This window comes from Postechiella marina (assembly GCF_039538365.1).
GTDB lineage: Bacteria > Bacteroidota > Bacteroidia > Flavobacteriales > Flavobacteriaceae > Postechiella > Postechiella marina.
In genome coordinates this window covers 78,119-94,356 of record NZ_BAABCA010000006.1, presented here as the reverse complement: position 1 = coordinate 94,356, position 16,238 = coordinate 78,119, and the positions used below count along the sequence as shown (strand labels likewise).

At 30.7% G+C, this 16,238-nt stretch carries 17 protein-coding genes and 1 other RNA gene; 4 read left to right on the top strand and 14 right to left on the bottom strand.

The annotated features are described in order from the left end of the window. Positions 1-30: 30 nt before the first annotated feature. Positions 31-425: a transfer-messenger RNA gene (ssrA, locus tag ABD715_RS14110) on the bottom strand. A 251-nt stretch (positions 426-676) separates the two neighbouring features. On the opposite strand from ssrA, the gene ABD715_RS14105 reads away from it, so the two are divergent. Continuing rightward, positions 677-1,879 carry an NAD(P)-dependent oxidoreductase gene (locus ABD715_RS14105; RefSeq protein WP_344788935.1) on the top strand — a complete coding sequence of 401 codons (1,203 nt, stop codon included), beginning with the start codon at positions 677-679 and terminating at the stop codon, positions 1,877-1,879. 107 nt (positions 1,880-1,986) lie between these two features. Here the strand turns inward: ABD715_RS14105 and ABD715_RS14100 are convergent, their stop codons facing one another. The 10 genes from ABD715_RS14100 to ABD715_RS14060 all read right to left on the bottom strand — a co-directional run bounded on the left by ABD715_RS14100 (position 1,987) and on the right by ABD715_RS14060 (position 11,214). Beyond that, the gene (locus ABD715_RS14100; protein WP_344788934.1) at positions 1,987-3,345 is read right to left on the bottom strand and encodes a T9SS type A sorting domain-containing protein; all 1,359 of its coding nucleotides are present in this window, start codon (positions 3,343-3,345) and stop codon (positions 1,987-1,989) included. 385 nt (positions 3,346-3,730) lie between these two features. Beyond that, positions 3,731-6,508 (bottom strand): MSEP-CTERM sorting domain-containing protein, encoded by a 2,778-nt coding sequence (locus ABD715_RS14095; RefSeq protein ID WP_344788933.1) that lies wholly within the window; start codon positions 6,506-6,508, stop codon positions 3,731-3,733. Continuing rightward, positions 6,492-7,016: an exosortase K gene (gene xrtK / locus ABD715_RS17850; RefSeq protein WP_425567980.1), complete on the bottom strand. Its 525-nt coding sequence runs from the start codon at positions 7,014-7,016 to the stop codon at positions 6,492-6,494. Before xrtK ends, ABD715_RS14095 begins: the two co-directional genes overlap by 17 nt. Before the next feature lies 1 nt (position 7,017). Beyond that, positions 7,018-7,683 carry a DUF1361 domain-containing protein gene (locus tag ABD715_RS14090; protein WP_344788932.1) on the bottom strand — a complete coding sequence of 222 codons (666 nt, stop codon included), beginning with the start codon at positions 7,681-7,683 and terminating at the stop codon, positions 7,018-7,020. Between the two features lie 3 nt (positions 7,684-7,686). Beyond that, positions 7,687-8,055 (bottom strand): ribosomal maturation YjgA family protein, encoded by a 369-nt coding sequence (locus ABD715_RS14085; RefSeq protein WP_344788931.1) that lies wholly within the window; start codon positions 8,053-8,055, stop codon positions 7,687-7,689. After that, the gene (locus ABD715_RS14080) at positions 8,055-8,348 is read right to left on the bottom strand and encodes a hypothetical protein (protein ID WP_344788930.1); all 294 of its coding nucleotides are present in this window, start codon (positions 8,346-8,348) and stop codon (positions 8,055-8,057) included. The genes ABD715_RS14085 and ABD715_RS14080 overlap by 1 nt, the downstream gene beginning before the upstream one ends. Beyond that, positions 8,341-9,732 (bottom strand): DUF4153 domain-containing protein, encoded by a 1,392-nt coding sequence (locus tag ABD715_RS14075; RefSeq protein WP_344788929.1) that lies wholly within the window; start codon positions 9,730-9,732, stop codon positions 8,341-8,343. Before ABD715_RS14075 ends, ABD715_RS14080 begins: the two co-directional genes overlap by 8 nt. A gap of 111 nt (positions 9,733-9,843) precedes the next feature. Then, a complete protein-coding gene (locus ABD715_RS14070) occupies positions 9,844-10,137 on the bottom strand; it encodes a winged helix-turn-helix domain-containing protein (protein WP_344788928.1) in 294 nt (97 codons plus the stop codon). A gap of 25 nt (positions 10,138-10,162) precedes the next feature. Next, positions 10,163-10,585 (bottom strand): hypothetical protein, encoded by a 423-nt coding sequence (locus tag ABD715_RS14065; protein ID WP_344788926.1) that lies wholly within the window; start codon positions 10,583-10,585, stop codon positions 10,163-10,165. Positions 10,586-10,593: 8 nt separating this feature from the next. Beyond that, positions 10,594-11,214: a hypothetical protein gene (locus tag ABD715_RS14060; protein ID WP_344788925.1), complete on the bottom strand. Its 621-nt coding sequence runs from the start codon at positions 11,212-11,214 to the stop codon at positions 10,594-10,596. Between the two features lie 87 nt (positions 11,215-11,301). On the opposite strand from ABD715_RS14060, the gene ABD715_RS14055 reads away from it, so the two are divergent. Continuing rightward, entirely contained in the window at positions 11,302-11,682 is a 381-nt protein-coding gene (locus ABD715_RS14055; protein WP_344788923.1) for a DUF1801 domain-containing protein, read from the top strand. A gap of 138 nt (positions 11,683-11,820) precedes the next feature. Here ABD715_RS14055 and ABD715_RS14050 read toward each other — a convergent pair whose 3' ends face one another. Genes ABD715_RS14050 through ABD715_RS14040 form a run of 3 tightly spaced genes read right to left on the bottom strand, consistent with a single transcriptional unit; the run spans position 11,821 to position 13,917 of the window. Then, entirely contained in the window at positions 11,821-12,681 is an 861-nt protein-coding gene (locus ABD715_RS14050) for a hypothetical protein (protein WP_344788922.1), read from the bottom strand. A gap of 24 nt (positions 12,682-12,705) precedes the next feature. Beyond that, entirely contained in the window at positions 12,706-13,524 is an 819-nt protein-coding gene (kdsA, locus tag ABD715_RS14045) for a 3-deoxy-8-phosphooctulonate synthase (protein WP_344788921.1), read from the bottom strand. 33 nt (positions 13,525-13,557) lie between these two features. Next, complete coding sequence (locus ABD715_RS14040) at positions 13,558-13,917, bottom strand: hypothetical protein (RefSeq protein ID WP_344788920.1); 360 nt, start codon at positions 13,915-13,917, stop codon at positions 13,558-13,560. A gap of 143 nt (positions 13,918-14,060) precedes the next feature. On the opposite strand from ABD715_RS14040, the gene typA reads away from it, so the two are divergent. Then, positions 14,061-15,860: a translational GTPase TypA gene (typA, locus tag ABD715_RS14035; protein ID WP_344788918.1), complete on the top strand. Its 1,800-nt coding sequence runs from the start codon at positions 14,061-14,063 to the stop codon at positions 15,858-15,860. Continuing rightward, positions 15,860-16,093 (top strand): uroporphyrinogen decarboxylase, encoded by a 234-nt coding sequence (locus ABD715_RS14030; protein WP_344788917.1) that lies wholly within the window; start codon positions 15,860-15,862, stop codon positions 16,091-16,093. Before typA ends, ABD715_RS14030 begins: the two co-directional genes overlap by 1 nt. Positions 16,094-16,238: the final 145 nt, after the last annotated feature.

Here is a 16,238-nt window from a genome sequence, read left to right as displayed (position 1 = left end):
CTGTAAGTTGTTGTCTTACAGGGTTTTTTTATGTGGAGTCGGAGAGAATCGAACTCTCGTCCAAACAAGTAACCAAAGAGCTTTCTACACGTTTATTCTTTTCTTGGGTTTTCGATTATAAGCTGGTTAAAGACAACCCACTTATAACTTATCTTCTTTAGTTTCAAAAAGGCAACAAAGCACTGCCTAATCTATATTAGCATTTACGATGCCTCAAAATGGAACGCCGCTAATCAAGGCTTTCCGGAGACATAAAGCTTGTACACCTTGTGTACCTAGGCTAATCTTACTATAATTCAGATTATGCAGCTAAAGCGTAGTTATTCTCGCCGTTTAAAATTTGGTCTAGCCTTTAACGTGTCTCAATGCCATTACACGACGTGCTTACCGTTCAATTAATCTCGCTGTCAAAACCAGTCGACCCCATTTTATTGAAAAAGTAAATTTTTAATTTGGGCGTTACCCATATTTGCTTTTAAGTAGCAAATATGCGTCAGGCTCTCGGCAGTCGCTTTTTTTGAGAAAAACAAAAAAGAGCTTCAACAAAGCCTCCATCCTTAACGCAGGCAGCAAAGTTATCAAAAAACTTTGTATACCAAGCCAAAACTAGTACATTTAGTTCAAAATTTGTACCAAAGTAGTTTTAAATTAGTTAAGAACTCCCAATAACCAATAAATGAAATTTGCCATAATTAAAGAACGTAAAAACCCGCCAGATCGTCGTGTGGTATTTTCTCCATCAAAATTAGCAGAAGCCAAGCAACAATTTCCTCAAGCTATTTTTAAAGTTGAAACATCAGATATTAGAGTGTTTTCAGATTCAGAATATCAATCTAAAGCCATTCAAGTTACAGAAAATGTAACAGATTGCGATGTTTTAATAGGTGTAAAAGAAGTGCCAATAGAGGCTTTAATACCCAATAAAAAATATTTTTTCTTTTCGCATACCATAAAAAAACAACCATATAACCGTAAACTTTTAAAAGCTATTTTAGAAAAAAATATAGAACTCTACGATCACGAAACTATAGTAAGTAGTAAAGGTTTTCGTTTAATAGGTTTTGGGCGTTACGCAGGTATTGTTGGTGCTTATAATGGTTTTCGTGCTTGGGGATTAAAATATAATAGCTGGAATTTACCCAAAGCAGGACCGTTACCAAACCAAGCAGCATTAATATCAGAATTAAATAATTTAAAGTTACCAAACATAAAAATATTACTAACCGGGAGCGGAAAAGTAGCAAAAGGAGCGCAAGAAATGCTAGATGCTATGCATATTAAATTGGTTTCGGTAAAATCGTATTTAAATAACACGTTTAACGAACCTGTTTATTGCAAGATTGATGTGTTAGATTATAATAAGCGTAAAGATGGTAAAACAATAGATAATCAAGATTTTTTTGATAATCCGCAAGATTATGTTTCAAATTTTATGCGTTTTGCCCAAGTAACCGATTATTATATTGCGGGTCATTTTTATGGCGATGGAGCCCCGTTTTTATATACCAGAGAAGATGTAAAATCGTCGAGCTTTAATATAAAAGTTGTTGCAGATGTAAGTTGCGATGTCGACGGACCAGTAGCAACGACTATACGGGCATCTACAATAGCAGACCCTATTTATGGTTACGATCCAGAAACCGAAAGCGAAGTGGATTTTAAAAATGAAAAAGCAATTACGGTAATGGCTGTAGACAATTTACCTTGCGAACTACCACAAGATGCCAGCGAAGGTTTTGGCGAGATGTTTTTAAAACATGTTATTCCAGCCTTTTTTAACAACGATAAAGATGGTTTGTTAAAACGTGCAAAAATGACAGAAAATGGTAAGTTAACAACTAGGTTTAGTTACTTACAAGATTTTGTAGATGGGAACTAAATTTTAATTTTAAAAGCAAAGTGTTTGCTTAAAGTCTACCTAAATAATTAGAAACAGAAAAGGGAGTTTTTAATTAAACTCCCTTTTCTGTTTTTAGTTAAATTGAATTATTTTTTTATAAAGCGTTTTGTAGAAACTGCATTGTTGTTATCGTATATTTTAGAAATATAAATACCTCTATTTAATTGAGATATGTTTATAGAGTTTTGGTTTTTTATCTCTAAAACTTTACTTCCTAAAATAGAGTAAATTTCTACTTTAGAGACCGTTTTATTTTTACTTGAAATATTTAAAATGTTTTGAGCTGGGTTAGGATATAGTACAATAGATGCGTCGTCTTTTTTAAGGTTTTCTGTTCCTAAAGTAGGGCAGTCCATACAACTAGTCATACTGTCAATATATAGGTTATCTCCTAACTCCATAGAAGATGCGCCATCATCAATAAATAAAGCAAATCTAAAAAAGCTATTATCAAAAGCAGCTGTAGTTTCAGTTCTTTCGAATTCGAATAAGGTCCAATCTCCACCATTTTGTAACGTTTTTGTAACACCAACACCTCTATAGGCAGGAGGATTTGCTCCATCAGTTAAAACCCACATGCCTTGAATACGAATATCTTTTGATGCAGGTGCGCCAACTTCATTATTTATGTATTTTACATAAATACCTGTTTTCATTACAGGATTGTCACCTATAGCAAAAGGCCCAACATCAGGTCTGTAGGCATTATAAAAGTTAACAACTTCGTAATTGGTTGTTGCATTAGCGTAGTTGGGAGCGTTAAAAGCAATATTAAAACTTTGGCTTGAACTATTGTGAGTTTCTTCTGCGCTAGCACTAGTAGTCATATAGGTTTTGTTGTCAGAACTGTATGGGCCAAAATCTCCTGGTACATCATCAAAACCTGGGTTTTGTAAAATTCCGTTATAAGTAGTAACTGGTGCGAAAAAAGATAATTCGTCTATGTAAAAAGTACCAGATACAGCATCAGCAGCATTATCTAATCTAAACTGTAGTTGTAAATTTAGTTCTTCTCCATCCCAATTAGCATTAGTTCCTATTGAGATATAATATGTGTTATAATCTGTGTCTGCAGCAGTTATATCTTTAAATGCAGTCCAAGAATACGCTCCAGATCCAGGCCCTTGCTCATATCCTAATCTCATTTTATTGGCAGTAGATGTGTTTTTTATTATTATTTTAAGGTATTTGTTAGTGGTAGCATCAATACCGCTTCCTGCAGTTACGTTACGTTTAAGGGTTACGTTTTTACCTGCGCCATCAAAACTTAAAACACCATTGCCACTTTCTGTTGCTTGCACGGGATCGCTTGTAGCGTAGTTTTTAACCCAACCTTCTGTATCTGTGGCGGTATCAAAAGTAAATGTCTGGGCATGTAAGTTTAAATTAATAAGGCTTAAAGTGATCCCAATAAAAAGTAATTTAGAAAATAATTTTTTTTTCATAATCTTATAAAAGTTGTTAATTAGTTAGTAGTGTTTATAAAGCTAGGTCATCTAAATTTTAGTAAACACGGTATGTTTTCCAAAAATATAATGCTAGTTTGCTTCGAGAGGGCACGATTGTCCAAAAAAGGAGAACTATCGTGTTTTAATAGATTAAACCTTTTATAATTAAGATTAGTTTGTTTTAAGATAGGAGTTTATGAAAAATAGATAAGAAAAATGAAGCTTTTAATAAGGGTTTAATGTGAGGTTAATAGTGGTAGAAAAGAGCGGTAAACTAAATTATATTTATTAATGTATATGCAGTTTGTAAGCATAGGTATATGTTGTAAGGTAGTTAAAAAACCTGTTAAGTTTTTAATTTAACAGGTTTGTAGTGTGTAAATTAAGTTAATTTCTTTTTTCTAAAAAATAGAAAGCATCCAAAAAGTATTAATACTAAAAGAAACCCTGGCTCAGACATGCGTTGTGTTTGTTCGTTTAAATCTAAAGATTTTTTACCTGATAAAGCTTCTTTTTGTTTTTTTAATAATGTTTCTTTTTGTGCTTCGGTTTCTACTACAATATAAGATGTAAGCGGAGTCATTATTCCGGAGTCAAAACTCATTTTAACATTGTTATTCCAGTTGTTCTCTGCTTGTTTTGGGTATAGAACATCTAACAGCCATTTACCTTGCATTTTTAGTCCAGAGCTCCAATTTAAAGGTTGAATTAAATTAGGGTTTATTTCAAAACTAAAAGAGTTTAAAATAATACTAGGCTTGTTGTTGTTTGGTAAATAAGCTTTTACGTTGTTTGTGTTAGGCCATGCTAAAACCTCGTTTTTTAATAAAACAGTCGTTTTATTGTTTATAAATTGTTTTGGTGTTTTATCTAGGTTATGCGAAGCTAAATAGCCTAGAGTGTTTAAATGATAAAATAAGTTACTTTCTGGGTAGGCGAATTTAAAATCTGCAAAGTTTTTACTTATAATAGCATCTAGTATATTATCTGTTACCACAACTATTATTGGGTAATTATTACTAGTGTTTGTGTAGGAATTAAAAAGGATTTTTTTAATAGCGCGTTCTAAGAAGAATCCGCCTTGAAAATGTTGTACTTTTAATTCGTTTTCCCATCCAGAGGTAAAATTTCGAGTAGATGTAAAACTGTTAGTGTAACTTAGTTTTGCATTTTTAATATTTAATTTGCTATTAGTTAAAAAGTTGTTTATAGTTTTTATGTAATTATGGGTTAAGCTGTCTTTGTCTTTAGAGGTGTCTATAATAAAATGATAATATGGTGTGCGTTGTATTTTTTGAAGCTTCTCTTTTTCTTTTGCAGAAATATAAAGCACGTGTTTATTATCTGGAGTCGTTTTAGGTTCTACTTTTGCTTCGCCCAATACTAGCTTGTGGTTATCAATGTTAATAGTAACAGGATCTTTATGTATAAATTGAATGCCTGTTTTGCGGATTTCGTTTTTTGCAAAAGGAAATACTCTAAAAGAAATTTTATTACCTGTTAAATAATGTAATAAGCCAGGGTCTTTGTTTATGTTTCTAATTTGAGAAAATATCCACATAGCCGATTTTTTTTCGGCTAGAATTCCCATTTCTTTTCTGTCTCCAACATAAAGGTAATAATCGTTTATCCAGCATCCATCTGGTAAATCTATAGTCGTAGCGTATTCCGAAGTGAAATTATTTTGGTTAGAGTTTGTTATTTCTATATCAATCCAACTTGTCCAAGATTTGTCTTTTGGGTTATAAGTGCTATTCGAACAAATATTAGATATTTCTACATCTTTATTTCTTAATCGTTCTGGTCTTATTTTAAAGGGTTCTGATTTAAAAAATATATTTTTAATGGTTTTTATTTTAGAGTTAGAGAGCATTAAATTGTCTAACACTAACCAGTTAAAATAGGGTGTTATATAAGGAATTTGTCTGTTCATAGAAAAACCAGAACTTCGAGATCTATTTTTAGAAACAATCTCCATAGTTTTTTCTAGTGATTTTTTATTTATGTTGTAATCTTTGCTGTAATCTGGAGTATAAACATAATCTAAGGTTTCGTGTAAAACCGTTTTGTCGTTTTTAAATGATAGTGTTATAATTGCGGGGATAGCAATAAAACCAAGTATTGTAATTGTTATTAATTTTGTTTTTGTAATATGATGTTTTAAAAATGAATAATCGCGGGTTAGTTCTTGAATATGAATAATAAAAAGAGCTAAAGGCGAAAGCATTAACAAGCCAATACCAAAAGCTAGAATAGCAATAACTGAAATTGGTAAAAAAGGTAGAAATACAATAAAAAAGTAACATGTAAACGAGAATGTAATACATTTACCAATGTATAGTAACAGACGATAGCGTTTGCCTTCGAAAAACGATAAACACATTAAAGTACCATTAAGTAATGCAATAATATAAAACCAAAGCGAGGTAAAATCTCCAAAAACATTGCCAAGACCTTGGTTTAAGCCAAGGCCGGTTAATGGGCAAATTAATGCAAACGCAAATTTTGAAATTAAATAAAGGTTTTTTAAGTTTTTTCCTTTATTTAAAGATAAAATATAAATACTTCTAATAAGGAAAAATAAAAAGATAATAACAGCAATTACTGCCAAAATAATTAAAACATGTTGTTTAAAGTTGTAGCTAACAGGTTTCCAGAATGGTAATATTATTTGAGCGAAAATATAAGCAATAAGTGGCACAGAAAGCGATAGTAAAAAGCTTTTCCATGCTTTATGTTTTTTCTCTAAGTTTGTTAAACTTATAACGATAACAAAAAGGGCATAAGCTAAAGTGGGCATTAAAAAAGTGCCAATATAAAGGTCTGTATTCCGAGAAAGCATCCAGCTGGGAATACTTCTAGGAATAATTTTATGGCTGTAATTGCTATAAATGTATAGGTAGCTGCTATAAATTGTTAGTGCTAGAAAAGCATAGTAAACCGAAACTTTATTTTTCTTTACAATACAAAAGAGAATATAGGTAATGTTACCAATAAAAAGTATAAAAAGTGTTATGCCAAAGTTGTACCAGAGCTCTAAAGTATCTTCTTTTAATATGGATTTAATAGTGTGAAACTCTCCATAATAAATGCAGAATAATAAGGCAACTGGTATTACATGTATTAAAATTAGCCATTTAGGATTAAGCAAGTTTTTCATGTTTATTTGTAAATTTATTTTGTAAATAATTAAGCGATAGGTAAAAAACAATAAGAAAAGAGAGGTATATAAAAACACCTTCGGCTTGATGTAGCCAGCTATAATGTAAACTCGTGTTTTGTGTTATAAATAAAGACACTAAAATGCGTGATGTATTTGTAAATAAAGTGAGTAGGTAGCTTATAAGTAGTGTTGCAAGAAATAATAGAAGCTTGTTTTTGTAGGTTTTTATAAATTTTAATGTAGAAAAAAATAGGAGTAAAAAAAGAAGCATCCAGAAGTTAAAGCCAGAACACGACTTATCTATTACAATGTTTAAATTGGAGTAATAAAAACCAGTTTTTGGAGAGTAGCTAGAAGCGTTGTTTGTTATAAACGAAATTATAGCATTTGTTGGTTTTGTTAAAAAGCTAATCATATTATTGTTTGCTAGCGAATAGGCGAATTTTGAACCTATAAAAAAGGTTAAGGCAAACAGATGGCAGACGGTATTTTTAGATTTTATCATTTTAGTTCGTTTTAGAATTAATAACCGTTTTGAATATCCAGAAACCAATGGATAAAAAAGAACCAAAAAGAATTGTAAATAACCAAGCTTCTTTATGTTTTATAGGTTGATTAATTATAATTACTATATCTAGAATTAATACTCTAGGGTTACTTAGTATTTCCCAAGAATTATATCTTAAAAAACGCCCTAAATAAACACCAAATGCAGAAAGAAAAGGAATTAAATTTATTAAAAATGACACTTTATGGGTTTGTATATGTTTTAATAAAACCGTTTTCATTTCTAATAAAGAGTAATAGAAAAGAATTAATCCATTTAAAGCAAAAGCACTTATTACAAGTATATCTAACCAAAGTAAATTTGTATTATTAAATTTTATATGCAATAAGTCTGTAACTATGTAAGGTGCATTTGGTAAAAAAAGCAGCCATGCGCTAAACCATAAAAACATAAGATATTTATTAAGCTTGGGGAGACTTATTATATGTGCTGTTATGGCAAAGGGAACGACTGCTAAAAATAAATTCCATACTAAAAATAAGTAGTAGTAAGAGTGTGTTAATAGCATTCTAATTATTAACAAAACAATGCTTAGGCTTATAGCAATAATTAATAGTTTGATGGTTTTATGGCGATTAAATAAAATTTGTTTTAGAGTGCTCATAATTTATTGCAGGTTAAATTCTAATATAATTACGGTAATAAGACCAAGTGTATAAGCAACCAAATCTGAGATTTGAAATGTGCTACCAAGTATGGTTTTTATTAAATAATTATTTTCAAGGTTTAAAATTTTAAGAACGTTTATTAATTGAGCAAACTCAATTGTAAAAGCAATAAGTAATACTGCTACACCTAGTTTAATAGCGTTTATTTTAAAGAAACTTTTAAAAGAAGCATACACTAAAATGGTTGCTAGAAAATCTCCAAATGTATGGCGTATAAAACCTGTTTTTAAGTAAGTAGCAATTAATACTTCTGTTATTAAAAGGCTTATTGTAATTATTAAATATGGTTTATTTAATTTTAGGTGCATTAGTATATTGTGGGTATAATAATTATAAAATAAAGCGTAGCTATAGGTATGTTTAGTAACATAAAGCCAATGGTTTTTAAAATTTCAATTTGCCTATTTTTATATTTAATTATTTTGTATAATAAAATAATTACTAAAATGGTATTTATTATTGCAGCTAGAATTATAAATATTAGTCCGAAATAAGGTAGCTTATATGGGTTGTTAGTATATAATTGAAGCAGAAATAAAGATGTGCCCCAAATAAAGCTAACTACCGCTATGGCTTTACTTGCTTTAATTAAATTAGTCATTTGTTTTTATAAGTTTTAAGTTGTCAAACTGAATTTCTTGCCAGTTTTTCTGTTTTAATAAATAGATATATTTGTTAAATTTTTGTTGTACAGCACGTTTGCTTTTTATGTTTAAATCATTATTATCTATATAGTTTTTTAAAATAAATGTATTGTTGTTAGATAGGTTTATTAGGTAATTAAAATCCATAGATTGTGCGTAGTTGAGGTTGTAAATTGTAATACAACTATCCCAGTTAACAGTACAAGAAACTACCAAAATAGTGAATGCAGTTAAGGTGTTTATTCTTAATAAATACCAGAAGTTTTTTATGTTTTTAATTTTAATAGAAGTAGTTATAAGACCTATGGTGGTAAGTAATAAATAAACGAGTACTCCAATGCGTTTATAGGTTAAGCCAAAAAAGTATATGTATTGGCAATCTTTAATTATTATGTTAATTACAAGAATGGCGTTTAAAAGCATCCAGATGTAAGCTACAGTTTTTAAATTTTTATTGTCTTTGTAAAAATTTAAATCACCTCTAAAAAAATAAAGTATAATGGCAATTGCTATTATTATAGATGCAATTAATGCGTTAATGCCACTATGTACTTGGTTAGAAAAAGATGATGCTCTAAAATCGTTTTCGGTTATTAAATAAGTAATATCTGTAATAAGAAAAAGGAGAATAAGTAGGTTTAATAGTAATATTAAAACAAAACCAAGTTGATGCTCTTTTTTTAGTTTGTCTACACCCAAGTTGTTTGGTTTGGCTAACAGGTTATTAGTGTTTATATCTTTTATTGTGGTAGAATCTACAATTACGGGTTTAGATATATTGCTTAGTAAGTAATAACCAACCATAGCAACTAGTAACCATTGTATATTAATAAAACTTAAATCTATTTTATTAATTAAACCATTAAACATGGGGTTTCCGTTTTTGTATAAACCAATAAAAATGATTAATACAGCAAACGGAATACCTATTATTTTTGCTAAATGGAAATAGTCTATCTCTTTTTTTAATGTTGTTTTGTTTGTGCCATCTTTATTCTTAAAGTTTCTATGAACATAACCAACGAAAGAGGAGTAAAGCCCATTTATCCAGTTTAGGTAAATTGAAGATTTATGTTCTGAAACATGACCAATTAAAGTAAAATAGCATACAATATTTGCTATTAATGCTAAATTGTTGTTGTAAACAAATACTGCAATTGCGGTAATTAAATAAAGTATACTGTAAGCTTTTGTACTTTTTAGTTTAAAAACACTTTGGTTGTTAATAAGTAGTATAATAGTGGTTATTATGCTAAATAAGCTAAGGTTAAGGCCTAAGTTTTGTTTGTTAAAAAGTATACTAAACAATATGGCTCCAATAATTAAAGGTATGTTTTTCATGGTTTATTGTGTTATCTATAATTTGTTCTTAATAATTCATTTTATTAAAAGTACTTTGTTTTTCAAAGTTGTAAAGTAAAAAAATAGCGACATATAGAAATAGCCGATGGTTTATTGTTTTTTTATTAATTTTTCTAGTGCATCAATATGTTTTTTAAATTCGGCTTTGCCTAGTTTGGTAGTCATGTATCTAGTGTTTGGTTTTCTGCCAATAAATTGTTTCTCTACCATAATATATTCTACTTTTTCTAAGGCTTTAGTGTGGCTAGCTAAATTACCATCTGTAGTGCCTAAAAGCTCTTTTAACATTTTAAAATCGGCATACTCGTTAACCATTAGTATAGACATTATGCCTAGTCTTATACGATGGTCGAATGCTTTGTTTATGTTAGTTATTATGCTCATGTTGTTTCCTGCGAAAGCAGGAATATTATTTTACTAATTGAATACTTTTATTACTTGAAATAATAAATTTAGCATTGTCTTTTTTTATTCTGATTCCTGAATTTTTAAAATACCCTGTTAGTAATGGAAATTCTGAAATCTTAACAGATTTTCCATTTTTTAGAAATACTATAAGATTAAAAGAATCGTACATTTCAATCTTATGCCCTCTAATATTTTTTAAATTTAACTGAAGTTCTTTTTCGTATAAATTTATAGAAGAATAGGGGGCGAGTATTAGTAATTCATCCCAAGCAAAGGTATCGAAATTCGAAAAGTCTACAATTTTTGCATCCGATAAAAATTCAGTTTCAATTTTTTTAGTCAAATTTTTGTCTGAATGTAACAGAGATAAATATTTGCAATTAACTAAAGTTGTTGCTACGAGTATTAATATGATGTTTTTCATGTTTACCGTTATTTTCTTTCGTATTTAAAGTACATAACTGCTCCATAAAAAATATGTAAACCACCAAAACCTAATGCCCAAAAATATAATCCGTAACCAATAAATTGAGTTGAAATTAAGCCTAAAACAATATTGGTAATACCCAAATAGCGTACATCGCCAATAGTATATTTTGATGCATTTACACAGGCTAAACCATAAAAAATTAGAGTTGCAGGAGCGACTAAACCGTAAACCCCGTATTGAATTAATGATAGGCAAAACAAACCGCCTGCTAATAATGGAAAAAAGAAGTTTAAAACAAGGCGCTTTGAGGAGCTATCCCACATGTTTTCGTTCGATTTTTTTGCTTTTCTATAAGTTAATAGTATTCCTGTTATTACAGCTAGAGCAATAACAGTTATGGCTATTAATATAAGTTCGAAACTTAACACAGAATAACTAGAGTTGTAAGTATTGTTTTTTGAACCTATAAACTGGTTATATTTACTTTTTGCTAAAAAAGCACCAATTAGCGCATAAATACCTGCTAAAACTCCAGATAGGCCACTTAGCGATATAAAACGAGATGATTTATGCATTAAATTTTTAATCTCGCTAATGTCTTTTAGATAATCTTTTGATTCCATATAAAAGTACTTTGTACTGCAAAGTAAATAATAATTTTTGAATTTAGCTTCATAATTTTTTGTTAAGTTTGAAATAAAATTATTGATGTGAAACCTGTAGATACGTATTTTTATAACCAAAAGGAGCCTTACCAATCTATTATGCTTTACGTGCGTAGTGTTATTTTACATGCGTTACCAGAGGTGGAGGAAAGGTATAGTTATAGCATTCCGTTTTATCATTGTCATAAAAAACCAATGATTTATTTAAATATTTTAAAGGGTAAAGATTATGTAGATGTATGTTTTGTTCAGGGTATTTTACTTGAAAAAGATTTTCCTGTTTTAAAAAATGATAATAAACGTAAACAGGTGCGGTCTATACAGCTAAAGCGATTAGAGGATTTGAATCATGAAAATTTTGTGGCTCTATTGCATGCTGCATCTAGAATACTTGGCGAAAGCAAACGGGCTTGGTTTATTAAGTAGGTATAAACTTGGCTGGTGGTTGCGAGAGCGATAGTAGTGACATCCTTTTTTTTGCTGCCGTATATGGCAAAAAAAAGATATAACGGATAGCGCGGTTTTTATTTTTTTTAAAAACTCGCGCTAATAATGTGTGTTTGTTTACAGTCTAAATTTACCACCAAAGGCAACGACTCTTTGTAGGTACATAAAGTGTTGCGAGGCTTTATCTGTACTGTTGTTTGTGGTTCTAATGTCGTTCATGTTTATATAGCCTCCTTTTAAATCGAGTTGAATAAAAAAGTGTTTAAAGAACGTAAAATCGAGCCCAGCACGAAGCGACATACCGTAGCCTGATAGGTGAAATTGATCGTAACGTTCTTTGCCTAAAAGGGTTGAGTTTGTTCGAGGTAATAAGATGCCTCCAGAAATACCTTCGGATATGTTTATTTGAAAAATATCGGTGTTTTTTATTTTGAATAGAGACGAAATGTCGTCGTGTCTAGATATTTCGGCGTGTATGTAATTTAGCCCGTCTGTGTGTTCGAATTTTAAAAAGTCTTCTGAAACAAAGGTGTATTGGTTTCTATAGGTTTTATTGTAAATACTACCGGGTTCTTGGTCTGGTAGGTTTATATAACCTTCTACAGCACGGTATTTGTTTCGGGTCATTACATACTTCATGTGGTCTAGACCTAGGGCTACCGAGTATTTGTCTGAAATAAAGTAACCTAGTTTTGCATTGGTTTGCGGTATGGTAAGTCTGGTTGGGTTTATATAATCTATATGCCAACCTTTTCCTTTATCGTCTGCAGTGGCATTTTTTATAGTGAAATCGTAATTTTCGCCTGTAAAATGAATGTCTGATTGTGAAAATGATGCTCGGTTTCCTCCCCAACTTGCATAAAATTTGCCTTTGTTTGAAGCTGTAAACTTTTTTGTATCTGTTTCTTGAGCAAATAGGATAGAAGAAAAAATAAAAATGGTTAATCCTAAAATGGATTTATATGTAGTAGGTTGCATTACAATAATTGCGTATTATAAAATTTATAAAGAGTTTATTGTTTTTCTTATGGTTGTAAGGTTTGTTAAAAGCTTTTCTAAATGGTCTAGATGTAACATGTTAGCCCCATCGCTTTTGGCATTTGCTGGGTCGAAATGTGTTTCTATAAACAAACCGTCTACGTGGTTTACAACACCAGCTCTAGCTATGGTTTCTATCATGTCTGGACGTCCGCCTGTAACACCACTTGTTTGGTTAGGTTGTTGTAAAGAGTGTGTAACGTCTAGTATGGTTGGTGCGTATTGCCTCATGGTTGGTATGCCTCGAAAATCTACAATCATGTCTTGGTAACCAAACATGGTGCCTCTATCTGTAATCCATGCTTTATCGCTGCCAGCATCTTTTACTTTTTGTACTGCGTGTTGCATAGCTTCAGGACTCATAAATTGTCCTTTTTTTAGGTTAACTACTTTTCCTGTTTTTGCAGCAGCTACAACCAAATCGGTTTGGCGTACTAAAAAGGCAGGAATTTGCAATACATCTACATATTGCGCAGCAAGAGCAGCATCACTAACTTCGTGAATATCTGTTACCGTTGGTACATTAAAGGTATCTGAAACTTTTTTAAGTATTTTAAGGGCTTTTTCGTCTCCTATACCTGTAAAACTATCTATTCTGCTTCGGTTTGCTTTTTTAAAACTACCTTTAAAGATGTAAGGAATTTCTAGTTTATTAGTAATAGTAATTACTTTTTCTGCAATACGAAGTGCCATGTCTTCTCCCTCTATAGCGCATGGGCCACAAAGCAAAAAGAAATTGTTAGCATTAACGTGTTTAATTTTTGGTATATTTTGAAGAGTCATTGTGCTTAAATTTAAGCCGCAAAGATAGTTAAATTAAAAGCTAGTTTTAATACTATTTCTAATAATCCAAAGGGCCATAATAAAATTAGCTAAAACAAAAATCCAACCGAATATAGACATATTTGTAGCAGATAAAATAAACGATGCAGCATTTACAATATGTGCTAAATGTGCTATTATTAAGTACGATGACAAACACATAAATGTTATACCTAAAGAAAAGTTTAAAGTTTTATTAGGTTTAATAAGTTGCCATAAAAATGGAATTGCTAGTATTAAAATAGGAAAAGCAGTAATGCCTTCTGTTTTGTTAACAGCTGTAAACCAACAAGCTGTAACTATAATAAAATAAAGGTATGGTATATACTTGGTGTATCTATTAATTAGGGACATAATTTAAGGTTTTTATTGTTGAGAGATTGGCTAGAACTATAAATTTAACGAAATTGAGTTTAAATTATTATAAAACCTTTAAATTATAACATATAATTAACTAAATAACATGTACCTTTGCAGGCTTAAAATAAGGCACAATTATGGCTACTATTAAAAATATTGCAATTATTGCACACGTAGATCACGGTAAAACTACCTTGGTTGATAAAATTATGTATCACTGTCAGTTATTTCGTGAAAACGAAAATACTGGTGATTTAATTCTTGATAATAACGATTTAGAACGTGAAAGAGGAATTACTATTACCTCTAAAAACGTATCTGTAATTTATAAGGACACTAAGATTAATATTATCGATACTCCTGGTCACGCCGATTTTGGTGGAGAAGTAGAGCGTGTTTTAAACATGGCCGATGGTGTTTTATTATTGGTTGATGCTTTTGAAGGACCAATGCCACAAACGCGTTTTGTATTACAAAAAGCAATCGATTTAGGATTAAAACCTTGTGTGGTAGTAAATAAAGTTGATAAAGAAAACTGTACACCAGACGAAGTACACGAAAAAGTGTTCGATTTAATGTTTGAATTAGGTGCAGAAGAATGGCAGTTGGATTTCCCTACAGTATACGGTTCTGCTAAGAATAACTGGATGAGTGATGATTGGAAGAATGAAACCGAAAACATTGAGCCACTATTAGACATGGTTATAGACCATATTCCAGAACCAAAAATTGAAGAAGGTACTACGCAAATGTTAATTACATCTTTAGATTTCTCTTCTTTTACAGGAAGAATTGCTATTGGTAGATTAACAAGAGGCGAACTTAAAGTAGGACAAAACATATCTTTAGTAAAAAGAGATGGTTCTATTGTTAAAAATAAAATTAAAGAACTTCATGTTTTTGAAGGTTTAGGACGTTTAAAAGTAGAAGAAGTACAAACTGGTGATATTTGTGCTATTGTTGGTCTTGAAGGTTTTGAAATAGGTGATACTGTTGCCGATTTTGAAAACCCTGAAGGACTTAAAACAATTGCTATTGATGAGCCTACAATGAGCATGTTATTTACAATTAACGATTCGCCTTTCTTTGGGCAAGACGGTAAGTTTGTAACATCTAGACATATTAAAGACCGTTTAAACAAAGAGCTTGAGAAAAACTTAGCTCTACGTGTAAATGAAACAGATAGTGCCGATAAATTTTTAGTTTTTGGTCGTGGTGTATTACACTTATCGGTTTTAATAGAAACTATGCGTCGTGAAGGTTACGAGCTTCAAATTGGACAACCTCAAGTTATTATTAAAGAAATTGATGGTGTTAAATGTGAGCCTGTAGAGGAAATGACTATTGATTTGCCAGAAACTGTTTCTGGTAAAGCTATCGAAATGGTTACGCTACGTAAAGGTGAAATGTTAAGCATGGAGGCTAAAGGAGATAGAATGGTTTGTGAGTTTATTGTACCTTCTAGAGGTATTATTGGGTTACGTAACCAATTATTAACAGCTACTGCTGGTGAAGCTATTATGGCGCACCGTTTTAAAGAGTACCAACCATTAAAAGGAGGTATTCCAGAACGTCAAAATGGATCGTTAGTATCTATGGAGAAAGGTCAAGCAATTCCTTATTCTATTGATAAATTACAAGATAGAGGTAAGTTTTTTGTAGATCCAGGAGAAGATATTTACGAAGGTCAAGTAATTGGAGAAAACTCTCGTGGCGATGATATGACAGTTAACGTAACTAAAACTAAAAAGTTAAGTAACGTACGTTCTTCTGGAGCAGATGATAAGGCTAAAATTGTACCAGCTATTAAATTCTCGTTAGAAGAAGCTTTAGAATATATTCAAAAAGACGAATACGTAGAGGTTACACCAAACCACTTACGTTTACGTAAAATTTGGTTAACAGAAGTAGATCGTAAAAGAAATAAAACGATATAATGACACTCTTAGGAGTGTTGGTTGTAGAATGGTTGGGTTACACCGCTATGGCTACTGTACTTATTTCATTTTTAATGAAATCGGTAACAAAATTACGAATAGTAAATACCTTTGGGTGTTTACTATTTGTTGTTTATGGGGGTTTCATTCAGTCTATGCCTATTATAATAACTAACGGAGCTATATTTGGTATTAATATTTTTTATTTGGTAAAATCATATAAAAAAGGATAGTAATTCGAAATAAATAATGGCATTATAATTTATGTAAAATGAAATAAAAGTTTATAAGTTAATTCATTTTGTATATTTGAACTCTCAATTTATGGTAATAACTGTAAATATTAAATCATAATTTTTCAAGAAATAATAGTATCTC